6 protein-coding genes and 10 pseudogenes are annotated in these 15,085 nt (G+C 50.6%); 5 read left to right on the top strand and 11 right to left on the bottom strand.

The window, feature by feature from the left end; all coding sequences use genetic code 11:
• Position 1 precedes the first annotated feature (1 nt).
• The 8 genes and pseudogenes from rffA to trxA form a co-directional block, all read right to left on the bottom strand.
• On the bottom strand, positions 2 to 1,132 hold the full coding sequence (gene rffA, locus AACL06_RS08125) for a dTDP-4-amino-4,6-dideoxygalactose transaminase (RefSeq protein ID WP_339036749.1): 1,131 nt from the start codon (positions 1,130 to 1,132) through the stop codon (positions 2 to 4).
• Positions 1,119 to 1,850: pseudogene (rffC, locus tag AACL06_RS08120) on the bottom strand (dTDP-4-amino-4,6-dideoxy-D-galactose acyltransferase). The gene rffA and the pseudogene rffC overlap by 14 nt, the downstream one beginning before the upstream one ends.
• Positions 1,828 to 2,676 carry a glucose-1-phosphate thymidylyltransferase RfbA gene (gene rfbA / locus AACL06_RS08115; protein ID WP_339036747.1) on the bottom strand — a complete coding sequence of 283 codons (849 nt, stop codon included), beginning with the start codon at positions 2,674 to 2,676 and terminating at the stop codon, positions 1,828 to 1,830. Before rfbA ends, rffC begins: the two are co-directional and overlap by 23 nt.
• An 89-nt stretch (positions 2,677 to 2,765) precedes the next feature.
• A pseudogene (locus AACL06_RS08110) lies at positions 2,766 to 3,305 on the bottom strand (GDP-mannose 4,6-dehydratase); the annotation flags it as partial.
• Positions 3,296 to 3,599: pseudogene (locus AACL06_RS08105) on the bottom strand (Wzz/FepE/Etk N-terminal domain-containing protein); the annotation flags it as partial. The pseudogenes AACL06_RS08105 and AACL06_RS08110, both read right to left, overlap by 10 nt.
• A 36-nt stretch (positions 3,600 to 3,635) precedes the next feature.
• Entirely contained in the window at positions 3,636 to 4,715 is a 1,080-nt protein-coding gene (gene wecA / locus AACL06_RS08100; protein WP_339036746.1) for a UDP-N-acetylglucosamine--undecaprenyl-phosphate N-acetylglucosaminephosphotransferase, read from the bottom strand.
• A gap of 310 nt (positions 4,716 to 5,025) precedes the next feature.
• Positions 5,026 to 6,285 carry a transcription termination factor Rho gene (rho, locus tag AACL06_RS08095; protein ID WP_339036744.1) on the bottom strand — a complete coding sequence of 420 codons (1,260 nt, stop codon included), beginning with the start codon at positions 6,283 to 6,285 and terminating at the stop codon, positions 5,026 to 5,028.
• Between the two features lie 398 nt (positions 6,286 to 6,683).
• Positions 6,684 to 7,010 (bottom strand): thioredoxin TrxA, encoded by a 327-nt coding sequence (gene trxA / locus AACL06_RS08090; RefSeq protein ID WP_339036741.1) that lies wholly within the window; start codon positions 7,008 to 7,010, stop codon positions 6,684 to 6,686.
• 131 nt (positions 7,011 to 7,141) lie between these two features.
• On the opposite strand from trxA, the pseudogene rhlB reads away from it, so the two are divergent.
• Positions 7,142 to 8,573: pseudogene (gene rhlB / locus AACL06_RS08085) on the top strand (ATP-dependent RNA helicase RhlB).
• 116 nt (positions 8,574 to 8,689) lie between these two features.
• Positions 8,690 to 8,915: pseudogene (locus tag AACL06_RS10670) on the top strand (guanosine-5'-triphosphate,3'-diphosphate pyrophosphatase); the annotation flags it as partial.
• A gap of 203 nt (positions 8,916 to 9,118) precedes the next feature.
• Here the strand turns inward: AACL06_RS10670 and rep are convergent.
• A pseudogene (gene rep, locus AACL06_RS08070) lies at positions 9,119 to 11,062 on the bottom strand (DNA helicase Rep).
• Positions 11,063 to 11,501: 439 nt separating this feature from the next.
• Between rep and AACL06_RS08065 the strand changes: the two are divergent.
• Positions 11,502 to 11,784 (top strand): annotated as a pseudogene (locus tag AACL06_RS08065) (peptidylprolyl isomerase).
• A 93-nt stretch (positions 11,785 to 11,877) separates the two neighbouring features.
• Here AACL06_RS08065 and AACL06_RS08060 read toward each other — a convergent pair.
• Positions 11,878 to 13,061: pseudogene (locus tag AACL06_RS08060) on the bottom strand (insulinase family protein); the annotation flags it as partial.
• A 29-nt stretch (positions 13,062 to 13,090) separates the two neighbouring features.
• Positions 13,091 to 13,690, bottom strand: a pseudogene (locus AACL06_RS08055) (cation:dicarboxylate symporter family transporter); the annotation flags it as partial.
• 215 nt (positions 13,691 to 13,905) lie between these two features.
• Between AACL06_RS08055 and AACL06_RS08050 the strand changes: the two are divergent.
• Both AACL06_RS08050 and AACL06_RS08045 read left to right on the top strand, forming a co-directional pair.
• Positions 13,906 to 14,064: a hypothetical protein gene (locus AACL06_RS08050; RefSeq protein ID WP_339036739.1), complete on the top strand. Its 159-nt coding sequence runs from the start codon at positions 13,906 to 13,908 to the stop codon at positions 14,062 to 14,064.
• Positions 13,997 to 14,883: pseudogene (locus tag AACL06_RS08045) on the top strand (IS5 family transposase). The gene AACL06_RS08050 and the pseudogene AACL06_RS08045 overlap by 68 nt, the downstream one beginning before the upstream one ends.
• Positions 14,884 to 15,085 lie beyond the last annotated feature (202 nt).

The raw sequence follows: 15,085 nt of genomic DNA, 5'->3' as shown, positions 1-15,085 counted from the left end.
ATCAGGCGAAGAAGCCCAGAACGCTATTGATCACCCTGTGTTGATCGGCATCGGACAGCGTGTAGAACAGCGGCAACTGCACCAGACGTGCGCTTTCCTGGCTGGTATAGCGGTCTTCACCGGCGAAACGACCGAACTGCTCACCGGCTTGGCAGGTATGTAATAGGATGTAATGGAATAATGACATGATCCCGGCTGCCTTCAGGGTGTCGATAAAGGCCGAGCGGTCTTCGATATCACGCAGCTTGATATAAAACATATGCGCATTGTGAACGCAAGCTGCCGGGATGCTCGGTATTGCAATGTGTCCAGCTTTGGCCAGTGGCAGCAAGCTGTCATAGTATTGCTTCCATAACGACAAACGGCGTTGATTGATACGGTCGGCGGCTTCCAGTTGGCCCCACAGATAAGCTGCTTGCAGATCCGACATGAGATAGCTGGAACCGATATCACGCCAGGTGTATTTATCCACCTGACCACGGAAGAACTGACTGAGGTTGGTGCCCTTATCACGGATAATTTCTGCCCGGTCAAGCAGCGTCGGATCATTCACCAAAATTGTGCCACCTTCACCACCAGCGGTGTAGTTTTTGGTTTCATGGAAGCTGAAAAAACCAATATGCCCGATAGTGCCAAGCGCCTGGCCTTTGTAGGTAGACATCATGCCCTGCGCGGCGTCTTCCACCACTAACAGGTTATATTGCTGCGCCAACGCCATGATGCTGCCTATCTCGCAGGCAACACCGGCGTAATGCACTGGAACGATGACGCGAGTGTGCTCGGTGATCGCTGCTTCAATTTTGCTTTCATAGATATTCATGGTGTCTGGGCGCACATCGACAAACACCACGGTAGCACCGCGTAGCACAAAGGCGTTGGCAGTAGAGACAAAAGTAAAACTTGGCATGATCACTTCATCACCCGGCTTGATATCCAACAGCATGGCTGCTATCTCCAGCGATGCGGTGCAAGACGGTGTTAGCAGCACCTTCTGGCTAGTGAGACACTGCTCCATCCACTGCTGACAGCGGTGAGTAAAGCCACCATCGCCGCACAATTTGCCGCTGCTGATGGCAGCCTGCATATAATTAATTTCAGTGCCAACAACCGGTGGGGCATTAAATAAGATCATGTCTACCTCTATAAAACCAATACGCGGTGCTTTCAATAACGGCATCATGCCGCTGATAGAGAAGTAATGCAGCGATATTACTGACCTGGGTAGTCATCCGCAGGCGCTGCACACCCTGTCGCGCGCATTGTGTGATGGCCGCAGTCATTAACCTTGAGCCAATCCCCTTGCCTGATACCCCCGGATATGCTGCCAACAGGCCGATGCGCGCTTCTTTAGCCGCGATATCTCGCAAACTGACAAAGCCAACTGGTTGCCCCTGATCGTCGAGCGCCAACAAGCACTTGTAGTCAAACCGTCCCAGCACGGCTTTTTCGATCCAGACCGCATAAAAACGCGCGCAGTCAGCGCTGTCGTACCACGGAGCACGGAATCTGCTGGTGGCGAATACCTTTGCCGCCGCTACCCGCAACTGAGGAATATCTTTGGGCGTTGCCATACGCACCCCAGGCAACGGCGCGGTCTGTGTTGCAGTAGGTTCAGCAGCAATGTTCAGTGCCAGCTCAACCTCCCCTTCAACCAACCGGAATCCCAATGCTGACAGTGCATCGACCAGCTCTAGGCGATGAGCAGGAACCTTGGCTTGCACACGTTAGAATGCATTCAAATCGGCCTCAGTGAGCCGCTCGGCCTTTTCGTTAAAGTGTAATTTGGCGCTGTTAAGCCGGAAGAATTAGCTCTCCCAACTCAGTGACTCAATATTGGCGTGGACGTGTATGCAATAAATCCAGTAAGTAATTGCCGTAACCGGTTTTGACCAGCGCCTGAGCCGTACACTGCACAGCATCATCGTCCAACCAGCGATTACGCCAAGCGATCTCCTCCAGACAGGCAATTTTGAACCCTTGATGCTTTTCTACCGTTTGCACAAAGCTGCTGGCTTCCAACAGGCTATCGTGAGTGCCGGTATCCAGCCAGGCAAACCCACGCCAAAGTAGCTCGACGCTCAGTTCACCGCGCTCCAGATACATCTGGTTAATACTGGTGATTTTCAATTTACCACGGGGTGAAGGTTTGATCTGCCTGGCGAACTCCACCACCTGAGCATCGTAAAAATAGAGGCCGGTCACCGCCCAGTTTGACTTCGGATTGACGGGCTTTTCCTCAATCGACAATGCGCGATCGCGATAATTATCATCAAACGCTACCACGCCGAATCGCTCAGGATCCATCACATGATAGCTGAATAGGGTTGCGCCAGCAGTGCGTGCCGCGATGCTTCTTAACTTGGGGCTGAACCCTTGATCAAAGTAAATATTGTCGCCCAGAACCAGGCAACTGGGTTCTCCGGCCAGGAAGGTTTCGCCAATCAGAAACGCTTGAGCCAATCCAGCGGGGCTGGGTTGTCTGGCATAGTTAAGATTAATGCCAAACTCTTCACCACTACCCAGTAAACGCTTGAAGGAAGGCAGATCTTCTGGGGTGGAAATAATCAGAATATCCCTGATCCCGGCCAGCATAAGCACAGAAAGCGGATAATAAATCATCGGCTTATCGTAAATCGGCAGCAGTTGTTTTGATACGCCAAGGGTAATAGGATACAAGCGAGTACCCTATCCTCCAGCCAGAATAATACCTTTTATACTGACTCCAAAACCCACTGTGCTAACTTGACGGTAGCGCAGCCTTAGATTTAGTCGGATAGGCCTAAGCGTTCACCGCTGTAAGAACCGTCCTGGACGCGACGCCACCAGCTCTCATGGTGCAGATACCAGGAAACTGTTTTGCGGATACCGCTTTCAAAGGTCTCTTGCGGTCGCCACCCCAGCTCGCGCTCGATCTTCCCGGCGTCAATAGCGTAATGCATATCGTGACCAGGGCGATCCTTGACGTAAGTAATCAGGTCGTGATATTTTGCTACGCTCTGGGGTTTGTTCGGTGCCAGCTCTTCCAAAAGATCGCAAATGCTGTACACCACTTCGCTATTCTTGCGCTGGTTATGGCCCCCGATATTGTAGGTCTCCCCCACCACGCCGCTGGTAACCACCTGGTACAACGCGCGCGCATGATCTTCCACATACAGCCAGTCACGCACCTGTGCGCCATCGCCGTACACCGGCAGTGGCTTGACAGCCACTGCATTCAGGATCAACAATGGGATCAGCTTTTCAGGGAAGTGATAAGGGCCATAGTTATTGGAGCAATTGGTGACGAGGGTCGGCAAGCCATAGGTACAATGCCCAATGGTTCGTTGGCGGTGGCTGGCAACGCGCATAAATCCAATTACGCAGGAAATGCTGCTGTGAATAATAACCCCCTAGCGCATTCACTGTTGGCCGATCAGTGATGGCGACTGCACTCCATTCCTGTTTAACCAGATAAGACACTATCAGCACAACCGCTGCAAACAACGCCGCAATACCGATAATCCATGGTTTACCGCACCACAAGGTACGATACAGGCCACGGATATCAAGTTCGTTATCCATCGCCTGGGGGTCTTGTCAGACGTTTTTTCTGGATTCATCACTGCCCAAAAGCCTCTGGTTAAGAGATTTGATTATTATCGAGAATGCCGCAAACGGCGTTTGATACGCTTAATGTAACGTGCAATGCGCCAGGCACGCTTGATACAGTAACCGTACAGGAAAAAAGCAAGCAAAAATAATACCAACATAACCCACTCGGGAATAAAATTCAGTCGCTCGCCGATCACGCCGATGGCCGCCAGCAGCACTGCCACCAGGGTAATCAAAACGAAAGCCTGCCGTGGCGTGAAGCCAGCACGCATTATAAGGTGGTGAATATGTTGACGGTCGGGAGAGAAAGGACTCATCCCTTTGCGTAAGCGCCGATACATGATCGCAACCATGTCCATCAGCGGTATAGCGATAATCCATAAAGCGGTAACGGGAGTGATCGAGGGAACATTCCCCTGCGAGCTTTTCACCAGCAGCCAGATGGTGGTGAAACCGATCAGCGTGCTGCCAGCATCCCCCATAAACACCTTGTAGCGGCGACCCAGAATGCCCAAGTTGAGCAAAATATAGGGAACAATAGCGGCGATCATGGCGAAACACCAAAACGCCAGTTCAGCATGGCCACTCAGATAAAATAGAATGCCCAACGCGCCGAACGAGACGCATGATAAGCCTCCTAGCAGGCCGTCAATGCCATCAACCATGTTAAAAGCATTGATGGCCGCCCACACCGCAAACAGCGTCACCAAATAATCCAATGGCCCCAACTGCATTTCCCAGTTGCCCAACACATGTCCGAAACTGCGCAGGTAAAGCCCGGGGAAAATCATCATCACAATGCAAACCAGCGCCTGAACCAGCGCCCGGATCTTGACGCTAATATCAAAACGGTCATCCAGAGCGCCAACAAAAACTAAAATACCTGCACAGGCAAGATAGAGTTTGCCGTGTGAAATCGGTTGTTCAGCGATCAAGAAGGCAAAGCACAAGCCAGCATAAACGGAAATACCGCCAACCAACGGAATCAATCCCTGATGACGTTTGCGGTAGTTGGGTTTATCAACCAGACCAATACGTTTTGCTGCTTTACGGGCAACAAAAAGAAAAGCCAAGGAAAACAGAAAAACAAATAGAATCTCGGCACTCATAGTGAGTAAGTTCACAGTTAACAGATCTCTGTAGAAGATAAGGCAGCTTAACTTGAGCAACAAGACAAGTTGTGCCATGGTCCCCACTACCTTTCAGCCATTTCCTATGACAACAGCGATTCGTCCTAATTCCTTTTGCGGTTATCTAATGAATCAACAGCAACAAGATGGCAAGCGACAAAATGTTGATCACTATCAGGATGAGTTCCCGATAAGTCGCAGAAACAACTTACTTTTCCAATACTGCTACTTATCGTATCCGCCAGAAGTGAAAAACGCCACGACTCGGCGTGGCGTGGCGTGGCGTTCTGCGAATTTTACAGAATTATGAGCGTTTCATCATATCGAAGAATTCATCATTGGTTTTGGTCATTGCCAATTTATTAATGAGGAACTCCATCGCATCGATCTCGCCCATTGGATGGATGATTTTACGTAGTATCCACATTTTCTGCAATTCTTCAGAGGTAGTGAGCAACTCTTCTTTACGCGTACCAGAGCGATTGTAGTCGATAGCCGGGAACACGCGCTTCTCGGCGATTTTACGCGCCAGGTGCAATTCCATATTGCCAGTACCTTTAAACTCTTCGTAGATAACTTCATCCATTTTCGAACCGGTATCGACCAGTGCGGTGGCGATGATGGTCAGGCTACCGCCTTCTTCAACATTACGCGCCGCACCAAAGAAACGCTTAGGACGATGCAGGGCATTAGCATCCACCCCCCCCGTTAGTACCTTGCCTGAAGCGGGTACTACGGTGTTATAGGCACGCGCCAGACGGGTGATGGAATCAAGCAGGATGATCACGTCTTTTTTGTGCTCCACCAGGCGCTTGGCCTTCTCAATGACCATTTCTGCTACCTGCACATGCCGAGATGCTGGCTCGTCGAAAGTCGAAGCGATCACTTCGCCTTTCACCAGACGCTGCATTTCGGTCACTTCTTCTGGACGTTCGTCGATTAACAACACCATCAGTACGCAATCTGGGTGGTTGTAAGCAATACTTTGCGCGATGTTCTGCAACAACATGGTTTTACCGGCTTTTGGCGGCGCAACGATCAAGCCACGCTGACCACGGCCGATCGGCGCTGCCAGATCCAATACACGCGCTGTCAGGTCTTCGGTCGAACCGTTGCCTCGTTCCATCCGCAGACGGGAATTCGCGTGTAACGGGGTTAAGTTTTCGAACAGGATCTTGCTACGGGCGTTTTCAGGTTTGTCATAGTTAACCTCGTTAACTTTCAACAGAGCAAAGTAGCGCTCGCCTTCTTTTGGCGGCCTAATTTTACCGGAAATGGTGTCACCTGTGCGGAGGTTGAAACGGCGTATTTGGCTAGGGGATACATAGATGTCATCAGGGCCGGCGAGGTAGGAACTATCTCCAGAACGGAGGAAACCAAATCCATCCTGCAATATCTCCAGCACGCCATCGCCGAAGATATCTTCTCCACTTTTCGCATGCTGCTTCAGAATGGAGAAAATAATGTCCTGCTTACGCATGCGGGCTAGGTTTCCCAGCCCCATATTTTCGCCGAGAGTAATTAGATCAGAAACGGGCGTATTCTTTAATTCCGTAAGATTCATAGTGGTGGGTTCTTAAACTCGGGGTGTGTCTCGAACTTTTATCGTGAATGGTATGGCAGCGTGATACATGCCTGTTTACTGGACGTTCGATCGCCGCGGACCCTATCGCGTTAAGAAATAGCTTACATCGGGCGCACGCATTGCGTTGATGGCTTAAGACCGAAAGTACCTTAAAATTGATTTTGCAAAACCGCTTGATCGCTAAAAAACGGGCCAGGCTCATTTTACTTTGGACGATAGTGGTTCAGCACATAGTAAAGCTTAGATTCAAATTCTTTACATTTAAAACTTCGGGCAAGTTCTATTTGCAGTGCGGTTAAACTTAACACGCTTCTTTGCAAGCGTCTAGCGATGAATTGAACATCAGCTAGACGCCTGATATTTGCTTTCTCGCCTGATTACAAATTTGCGTTCAGAAAATCTTTAAGCTGACCTTTGGACAACGCGCCAACCTTGGTCGCGGCCACCTTGCCGTTCTTGAACAGCAACAACGTAGGGATACCACGGATACCGTACTTGGGGGCGGTTGCAGGGTTCTTATCGATGTTCAGCTTGGTGATGGTTAGTTTGCCAGAGAATTCTTCGGCAATTTCATCCAGAATCGGGGTAATCATCTTGCACGGCCCACACCATTCAGCCCAGAAATCGACCAGTATTGACCCTTCAGCTTTTAGCACGTTGCTGTCGAAGCTATTATCAGTCAGGTGAATAATTTTATCGCTCATGTTCTACTCCACAGGATTAGGTCTACCTTGTTGGTGTAGCATTAACCAACTCAGGGTGATTTCATTTCACAGCGTTTATTTCAACGGATGTGCTTTGGTAAAGCAATAGTTAGCTGATATTCTGCCATACTATAAGCAAAACACACTTGACTGATCAGAAGTTTTCCGACTTCGCCATGCACCCGTTAGTCTTTGAAGCCCTTGAGAAAAAAGGGTTTTACCATTGCACGCCCATCCAAGCGTTAGCATTGCCGCTCACGCTCTCCGGGCGTGACGTTGCAGGTCAGGCGCAAACCGGTACAGGAAAGACGCTGGCGTTTTTAGCGTCTACTTTTCACTATTTGCTTACCCATCAGGCGAAACAGGATCGACAAACCAACCAGCCGTGCGCCTTAATCATGGCACCCACGCGTTAACTGGCGGTGCAAATCCATTCAGATGCGGAACCCCTCACCCAGTCCACTGGCCTAAAGCTGGGCCTGGCCTACGGCGGCTATGGCTACGATAAACAATTGCAAGTCCTGGAAAGCGGCGTAGATATCCTGGTCGGTACCACCGGTCGTTTAATCGACTATGCCAAACAGAACTACATCGATTTGGGTACCACTCAAGTCGTGGTGCTGGATGAAGCTGACCGCATGTATGATCTGGGCTTTATCAAAGACATCCGCTGGCTATTCCGCCGTATGCCTGCGGTTGACCAACGCCTGAATATGCTATTCATTGCCACCTTATCCTACCGTGTCCATGAATTGGCCTTCGAACAGATGAACAACGCTGAATATGTTGAAGTGGAACCGCAACAGAAAACCGGCCACCGCATTAAAGAAGAACTGTTATACCCATCCAATGGAAGAAAAAATGCGTCTGCTACAGACGCTAATATAAGAAGAGTGGCCGGATCGCGCCATCATTTTTGCCAATACCAAACACCTCTGTGAAGACATCTGGGGTCACCTGGCTGCCGATGGTCACCGCGTTGGCTTGCTTACTGGCGACGTAGTGCAGAAAAAACGTTTGAGCATTCTCGACGATTTCACTAAGGGCAACCTCGATATTCTGGTTGCCACCGATGTCGCCGCGCGCGGTCTGCATATCCCGTTGGTCACCCACGTATTCAACTACGATCTGCCTGATGATTGCGAAGACTACGTGCACCGCGTAGTGCAGAAAAAACGTTTGAGCATTCTCGACGATTTCACTAAGGGCAACCTCGATATTCTGGTTGCCACCGATGTCGCCGCGCGCGGTCTGCATATCCCGTTGGTCACCCACGTATTCAACTACGATCTGCCTGATGATTGCGAAGACTACGTGCACCGCATTGGCCGTACCGGACGCGCTGGCAAAAGCGGTCATTCCATCAGCCTGGCCTGCGAAGAATATGCACTCAACCTACCGGCGATCGAGGCCTATACCGGTCGTAGCATTCCAGTAAGCAAGTATAATAGCGATGCTTTGCTGACCGATCTGCCGACACTGAAGCGCCTGACGCGTCCGCGCAGTAACAATGGGCCACGTCGCAACTCAGCACCGCGCAGCAACCACAAATGCTCAGGCTGATGACCCAATGACTTTCAAGTTGCATCAAGGTGACCCACTCGTTAGTACACCGGTCAGTGCCGGAGGCAAGCAAGTGCGGCTCACGCTGATGCGTTTTGAAATGCACGGGGGATAACATGCTCAGTTCCAGCAGGCTCGATGCAGCTATCGACCCTGATTCCAATAGCTTCCATATGCTGGTGATACGCAAAGTGGTCAGCAGTATTCAGCTCCTATCACGCATCAAGAGCGCAAAGTGCAGTTGGCAGCCGGGCTGGATCAGCAAAATCGCCTATTGTATAAGGCCATGCAACGCGGAGGCTGTGCTTGAAGCTGTTCTCCGAACGCTTGCAGGACAGTCCACGCAAGCAAATCCTCAGTTGCCCGATCCCGGTGATCAGCGGCGTGGAAGAAGTGCGGCTGACTTACTCGTCGCGCACACCACTGGCGAGCCTGATCGACGTTTGGTGGTCGATATCGGCGGCGGCAGCACCGAGTGGGTAACTGGCCGCTGAAGCTAGAAGCTCAACATTAATGTGATAACGGCGTAAATTGCGCCCAGTATTCTACCCTTCGCCTTTGCCCTTGGCTAAATGGCTCTGGCCCTCCTGCATGCGCTCTTTTGGGCTGATCACCTTAGGTTCGCTTTCCCACGTCAGATCGTCTTGCGGCAACTCCAACAGAAAACGGCTAGGTTCAGGCCGCACCAGTTCGCCATACTGGCGGCGTTCACAGCACAGGGTGAAAATCAGTGTTTTTTGGGCGCGGGTGATCCCCGCATAGGCCAAACGCCGCTCTTCATCGATGTTATCCTCATCGATGCTGCTCTGATGCGGTAATAATCCCTCTTCCATTCCTACCAGGAAAACATAGGGGAACTCCAGGCCCTTTGAGGCGTGCAATGTCATCAGTTGCACCTGGTCTTGTTGTTCTTCGCTTTCGCCTCGTTCAATCATATCGCGCAAGGTGAAACGGGCGACCACCTGGCTCAGCGTCATCGGTTCTTCCAACTCGCTACCTGCCAACATTTCTGTCATCTAGCCAAACAGCGTATTAACGTTTTTCATACGCATTTCAGCGGCTTTAGGGCTAGGGGAGGTTTCAGACAGCAAACTTTCGTAATCAACACCGTGGATCAAATCGCGCACCGCCTTAACCGGATCACACTCGGCAAGCTTAGCAATGCCGCCCAGCCAGTGGGTAAAGAGCTGCAATGACTCCAGCCCACGGCCGCTCAGATGCTGGCTAGAGGCCCAGATCGAAGCTAGCGCGGAACAAGCTTTTGTTACGCTGATTGGCCAACTCACCCAATTTTTGTAGCGTCGCCGGGCCAATCTCGCGCTTAGGCGTATTGACGATACGCAAGAAAGCGCTGTCATCATCCGGGTTGGTCAACACTCGTAGATAGGCGAGAAGATCCTTGATCTCTGGCCGCGAGAAGAACGAGGTACTGCCGGAAATCTGATGCGATTCTGCATCAGCATCTTTTCGAACAGACGAGACTGGTGGTTGCCACGATAGAGGATCACGTAATCACCGTAGCCGGTTTTTTTCACAAAATGGTGAGCGATCAGTTCCCCCACCACCCGCTCAGCCTCATGGTCTTCGTTAGTCGCGGTAATGACTGTCAGTTCTTCACCATAACCCAGCGTGGAAAACAGCCGTTTTTCAAAAACGTGCGGATTATTCGCGATCAGAATGTTGGCTGCTTTCAAAATACGCTCGCTGGAACGGTAGTTCTGTTCCAGCTTGATCACCCGCAGCGACGGAAAATTTTCCTTCAGCAACGCCAGATTATGCGGCCGCGCGCCGCACAAAGAGTAGATCGACTGGTCATCATCACCTACCACAGTAAAGCGCGCACGGTTGCCCACCAGCAGTTTCACTAGTTCATACTGGCTAGTGTTGGTATCTTGATATTCGTCCACCAGCAGGTAGCGAATGCGCTTATGCCAGCGCTCGCACACCTCTTCGTTGCACCGCAGCAGCAAGGTTGGCAACAGGATCAGATCATCGAAATCCAGCACATTGCAGGCCCGCATATGGGCAAGATACAGGCCGTAGAAATGAGCGAACAGCTTGTCGCGTTCAGAGTGCGCCAGCGCCATCGCTTGTGTGGGATCGACCAGATCGTTTTTCCAATGGGAAATTGTGGAAATAAGCTGCGCCACCAATGTTTGTTCGTTTTCCAGCCACTTTTCAGTCAGATCTTTCAGCAGTGCGAGCTGATCCTTATCATCAAACAACGAAAAATGGGGCTTCATTTCCAACGCGGCGTATTCCCACTGGATGATCTCCAGCCCCAAAGTATGGAAGGTGGAAATCATTAGTCCGCGCGCCTCTTTGCGCCCCATGGTTTGCACCACGCGCTCTTTCATCTCGCGCGCAGCCTTATTGGTAAAAGTCACGGCAGTGATCTGCCGAGCTTGATAGCCGCAGTGATGGATCAGGTGAGCAATCTTGTTGGTAATGACGCGCGTCTTTCCCGAACCGGCACCGGCTAGCACCAGGAAAGACCCAGTAACGAATTCGACAGCTTGTTATTGGCTGAGGTTTAATCGCATAGCGCTTTATTGCTCGACTTGATAAGGTGGCAGGGGATTGTAGCAGAAAGCGCCGATGAGATTTAACGGGTATATACCCGTCGTCTTTCAAGCTGTAGCATGGGTGGCTGCACTCAGTGACGTGGCCCATCGATGGATCACCTCCCTTAGGAGGCTGCGGCAAACCACGTTCAAATCTAAAAGAAATCAAATCCTTGTGATTTCCCCTTCGGGACACCACTTTGCGGCATTCAAATGGGTTCCCTACCGATTTGTCCCGGCAATATTGCCACCCCAGTGACTTACTTGGGTCATCGCCTGGAGACTCACGAATTTGCCGCCTAGCTGCAATTTGAAATTCATAGGGTATAATCAGCGCAATTTCCGCATTGATAAAAGCATTACCATGGCAAAGATAGCATGTGCCCTGCACATACTTGGTGGACAATGAAAAATTGGCCAATGTGCTGCTAGTCAAGATGAAGCGCGGCGTCAGCTTCGATACGCTGGCGCGCAAATATTCAGGCTGCCCGTCAAAACGTCATGGTGGTTCACTGGGTGAGTTTATCAAAGGCAGCATGGACGCTGCCTTTGATAAAGCAGTCTTTAGCATTCCGCTACTCAAACCCTATGGCCCGGTCAAAACCCTGTTCGGTTATCACATCATCAAAGTGCTATACCGTAGCTGAGGTGGCCGAAGCCCCCCTCAAGGCTTCCGTGTGGTAAGATCCACGGCTTTCTCCACCACAAGACGCTGTAGATATGATTCCATTATAGGTTTACTGCAACTGCTTCATACCGATTTCCGGCTCACCTTCTGGTTCCTTCAGCACCAAGGTCACATCCTGAGAAAGCTGCAACTTCAACTCCCGATCCAGCACCTCAAACGTCAAGCCGAACAGGAACGCTTGACGCAACCTCTGATACTGCTCCAGAGCGATATCCACCACACCTCTTTGCTGAGAACCTAGATGCTGGCTCAGCAGTACATCGGTATCGGTGTGTGCATAGGCGGCAAACAGTTTGCTCAGTTGATCCTTTGATCCTTTTTCTGCATCAGCAGGTTAGTGCACGCTTCCTCCGGCAATCTATTATTGCGCACGTTAACAAACTCGCGGGCGATAAAACCCACTCTACTGTTCAGGTGGTTATTCGGTGTATCCAGATGGATGGCGCATTGAGCACGCTGATATTGTACCCGGCAATCAAGGCCCAGTTGCAGGTTCTCGTGATCACTCTCTTTTCCATGGCATGCTAGAGATGCCAGAACAGCGCCTCATGAGCGAGATTGCTGCGCCAGTAGCAGCCCAGGTTCCTCGCTCCACAGATGGGATGCCATATCATCGCTAGTGTATCCTGCTTCACCAGTTTATTAGTCAGGCTCACCGGTTGCGGCGGCAACGGTGCCAACATCGGCATGATAGCTGGGATTTTGCGTTTGCCTTTCAGCGGTGAGAAAGCCTCGCTGATCTGTTCACCCAAACTGCGGCTGTCTACCCTACCGACCACATACAGTGCCATAGCATCTGGGGTATACTACTGGTAATAGAATTTCTTCAGTTGATCGATATTGACTGGCAGCTTTACCGGCTGAGCCGGATCCTGTGCCGCCAATGTCGAGCCTTTCAGACGATAACGCCACCAGGCATCTTGCAGATTTGGCGGGAAGGTGCCAACTGGATCGATGCAGACACTCATCACCGCCTGTACTCTATGCTCATTGAGAGCCAGCTTGCCAGTGATATCGGAAAGCCACACCAACGCATCTTTCAGCAGGTCGGTAAGAGCTGATGGCGAGCGGTAAAGGCCTTTCATTGTCGAGGCTCTGCTGCCATAGCGAACGAAGTTGCAAAGTGGAAAGACTTCCGCTGTGCCCCAGAGACAGGCGCGACAATAAATGGGCGAAGCCGATCTGTTGAGCAGACTCCGCCAGAGAAACGGTATTAATCCTCAGCCGCAATTCGATGCGGTCATTCGGCCGCTGCGGCGTACTGACGCCCCCAGCGGAGCTAGCCGCATAATCATGTTGATGATGCCAAACATGACCTGTGAAAAACTGTCGATCACATTGAAGATCAACTGATCCTTTTCACCCAGATTATGCAGCAAAAAACCGAACAACACAGCAAACAACAGCACCTGTAGAATGTTGCCGCTAGCGAACGCGCCAATCATACTGCCGGGAATAATGTCCAGTAGGAACGCAATGATGCCTTGCTGTTTCGCTTGCTCAGCATAGATTACCACCGCTTTAGTGTCCAATGTGCTGGCATCAACGTTCATGCCAATCCCAGGCTGCATCAGATTGACGATCACTAAACCGATAATCAGCGCGACAGTGCTGACAACCTCAAAGTAGATCAGTGCGATAGCACCGGTACGCCCCATAGCTTTCATGCTTTCCATGCCCGTGATGCCGCTCACCAATGTGCAGAAGATCACTGGAGCAATAATCATCTTGATCAACTTAACGAATCCATCGCCCAGTGGTTTCATTTGAGTGCCGATGTCGGGATAGAAATGACCCAGCAAGATACCCAACGTAATTGCTGTTATTACTTGAAAATAGAGGCTCTTACAGATGGTTATTTTCATAAAAATATCCTTTAGAGGAAAGGCGAACCAGGCGGCAATCCATTGATCCCCCTGTTAATCGCAGGCACAAAAAATAACACTCAATTAACAGCATGGAAATAATTTGTTGCAGCGTGACATCAGGAACGGCATGAATTTAAGAACTGAAACGCGTCAAGCTGGAAGAAAAATTGGAGATTGCGACATTTTTTATTTTCCTGGTATGAGCGGCGTTATTGAATAAATCGAACATTTGGCCGGGACGAGGATCCGATCACTCTCCTTCTGTCAACATAGCGACATTCCGTGGCCCAGCAAAAGTTCAACATCACCAACTGGAAGGCTTACAACAACGCCCTTATCACTCGGGGTTTACTCACTTTCTCGGTGGATGAAACGGCACTTCACGCCTGGTACTGCGAGGCAAAACCTTCTCTGCGTGGTCGCCCACCACATTATTCCGATATGGCAATCACCAGCGTATTGATGCTGAAACGGATTTTCGGCCTGACACTTCGCGCCCTCCAGGGCTTCGTCGACTCCATTGTCACACTGATTAAAGTGCCGTTGAACTGCCCGGACGACACCTGCATCAGTAAGCGGGCGAAGTCCGGCCATGTCCCGTTTAAAACCCCAACGCCGGGTGAAATTGCGCACCTCGTTATCGACTCTAACGGGCTCAACGTGTTGGGTGAAGGCGAGTGGAAGGTAAAAAAACACGGTCAGGAAAAACGGCGTATCTGGCGAAAACTGCATTTTTCTGTAGATACAGAAACACATGAGGTCATCTGTGCTGACCTTTCCTTGAGCAATGTCACCGATACTGAAGCCTTCCCAGGTCTCATCCGCCAGAGGTACCGTAAAATCAAAGTCGCCTCGGCGGATCGGGCTTAGGATACGCGAGTGAGTCATGATGAGTTAAGGCGTTAATACCGCCCAGCAGCGGAGCCCGTTATTGGTCGGCAGACTATGCAGAGCGAAATTAAGCGGTGGCGAACCAGCGCCTTACCGGAGAGAACACACGGTGGAAAAGTATCACAAGCTACCACCGACGTTCGATAGCGGCAACAGCGAGGTACAGAGTAAAATAGCTATTTGGTGGTCACCTGTCGCTGCGAGATTATGATGGGCAAGTTGCAGAGGCGCTGGCCATGATCTGTGCATTAAACAAGATGACGCTCGCCGGTATGCCAGAAAGTATACGCCTTGCCTGAAAGATGCCCATTCACAGGACTCTTTATTCCAAATCCGGTTTATTCAACAAAGCCCCCGAGAGCCTGCAAGAAACTTTACTGGCAATTAAAGAATAAAAAATATTGAATATAGACGATTTAGGAAGATAGCGCAGACGAGTATAAAAACCCCGCTTACGAATAATGCGGTGCAAAGGAAAATAGGACTGAAAGCCTGATTCCT

Origin of the sequence: Serratia symbiotica (Periphyllus acericola) (assembly GCF_964019515.1) — a bacterium.
Classification (GTDB): domain Bacteria; phylum Pseudomonadota; class Gammaproteobacteria; order Enterobacterales; family Enterobacteriaceae; genus Serratia; species Serratia symbiotica_D.
The sequence above is the reverse complement of the archived record's forward strand: the minus strand, read 5'-3'. Positions and strand labels throughout refer to the sequence as shown.